The organism is Acidimangrovimonas sediminis (assembly GCF_002871005.1).
Taxonomy (GTDB): Bacteria; Pseudomonadota; Alphaproteobacteria; order Rhodobacterales; family Rhodobacteraceae; genus Acidimangrovimonas; species Acidimangrovimonas sediminis.
The window spans coordinates 1-1,894 of sequence record NZ_PHSN01000067.1; the positions used below are offsets into that span (position 1 = coordinate 1).

Consider the following 1,894-nt stretch of genomic DNA (forward strand, 5'->3'; position numbering starts at 1 on the left):
CAGACAAGATTGACATCGTTTAGAGAGATGAAATTGCACTATCGTGGTGCATCCGAGTGTGGATGCATCGCCGGGTGATGCCGGCAAGCGATAGTGTCCAAGTCAAGTACACTAACCAATATGCGTCTTACCAACGAACCAGGGTAAGGCGTGGGAAAGTACTGCTTTTGATCCCGGAAAGGTAAGATGTGATCTTGCTCTTTCTGGATCAAATCAAGCGCGAAAAGGGCGTTTGGTGGATGCCTTGGCAGCAAGAGGCGATGAAGGACGTGATACCCTGCGATAAGCTTTGGGGAGCCGGGAATAGGCTTTGATCCAGAGATCTCCGAATGGGGCAACCCACCTGACAGATGGTTATTGTGTGTCACTGAAGAGCTATGAGGGCTTCGCGCTCAAGTAGCGAAGCGGTAGCGCACAATAATCGTCTGAAACAGGTACTTATTACCTGAATACATAGGGTTTTAAGAGCGAACCCGGGGAACTGAAACATCTAAGTACCCGGAGGAAAGGAAATCAACAGAGACTCCGCTAGTAGTGGCGAGCGAACGCGGACCAGCCGAGCCTTGAGAGTGACCGGAACTGGTTGGAAAACCAGGCCATAGCGGGTGACAGCCCCGTATGGGAAGCTCGACAGGACGTATCAAGTAGGGCGGGACACGTGAAATCCTGTCTGAAGATCGGGGGACCACCCCCGAAGGCTAAGTACTCCTTGCTGACCGATAGCGAACAAGTACCGTGAGGGAAAGGTGAAAAGCACCCCGACGAGGGGAGTGAAACAGTTCCTGAAACCGGACGCCTACAAGCAGTCGGAGGGGCTTCGAGCCCTGACGGCGTACCTTTTGTATAATGGGTCAACGACTTGGTCTTACGAGCAAGCTTAAGCCGATAGGTGGAGGCGCAGCGAAAGCGAGTCTTAAATGGGCGCATGAGTTCGTGGGATCAGACCCGAAACCGAGTGATCTAGGCATGGCCAGGATGAAGGTTAGGTAACACTAACTGGAGGTCCGAACCCACACCCGTTGAAAAGGGTCGGGATGAGCTGTGCCTAGGGGTGAAAGGCCAATCAAACTCGGAGATAGCTGGTTCTCCGCGAAAGCTATTTAGGTAGCGCCTCGGACGTATCCTCTCGGGGGTAGAGCACTGCATGGGTGATGGGGTCCCACAGACTTACTGAGCCTAAGCAAACTCCGAATACCGAGAAGGACTATCCGGGAGACACACGGCGGGTGCTAACGTCCGTCGTGGAGAGGGAAACAACCCTGACCTACAGCTAAGGCCCCTAATTCGTGGCTAAGTGGGAAAGCAGGTGGGACGACCAAAACAACCAGGAGGTTGGCTTAGAAGCAGCCATCCTTTAAAGATAGCGTAACAGCTCACTGGTCTAGACAAGTTGTCCTGCGGCGAAGATGTAACGGGGCTCAAGCCACGAGCCGAAGCTTAGGATGCACAGTGATGTGCGTGGTAGCGGAGCGTTCCGTGATATAGCTCATATCCTCTTCTATTGCTTCACTATGACCGGTGCGGGAAACCGCGCTCAAGTAGCGAAGCGGTAGCGCAGGATAAGGAGCTTTCTGTGAAGCGGGCCTGTAAGGGATCCCGTGGAGAGATCGGAAGCGAGAATGTTGACATGAGTAGCGACAAACAGGGTGAGAGACCCTGTCGCCGAAAGTCCAAGGGTTCCTGCTTAAAGCTAATCTGAGCAGGGTAAGCCGGCCCCTAAGGCGAGGCCGAAAGGCGTAGTCGATGGGAACCAGGTTAATATTCCTGGGCCAGGAGATGGTGACGGATCCTCAGGGTTGTCAGTCCTTATCGGATTGAACTGGCAGCTGCGGGGTCCCTGGAAATAGCCCTCCATGAGACCGTACCCGAAACCGACACAGGTGGACTGGTAGAG

1 rRNA gene is annotated in these 1,894 nt (G+C 53.9%); it reads left to right on the plus strand.

Annotated elements, in window-relative coordinates:
- Nucleotides 1–211: 211 nt before the first annotated feature.
- A 23S ribosomal RNA gene (locus CVV76_RS24330) occupies nucleotides 212–1,894 on the plus strand; the annotation flags it as partial.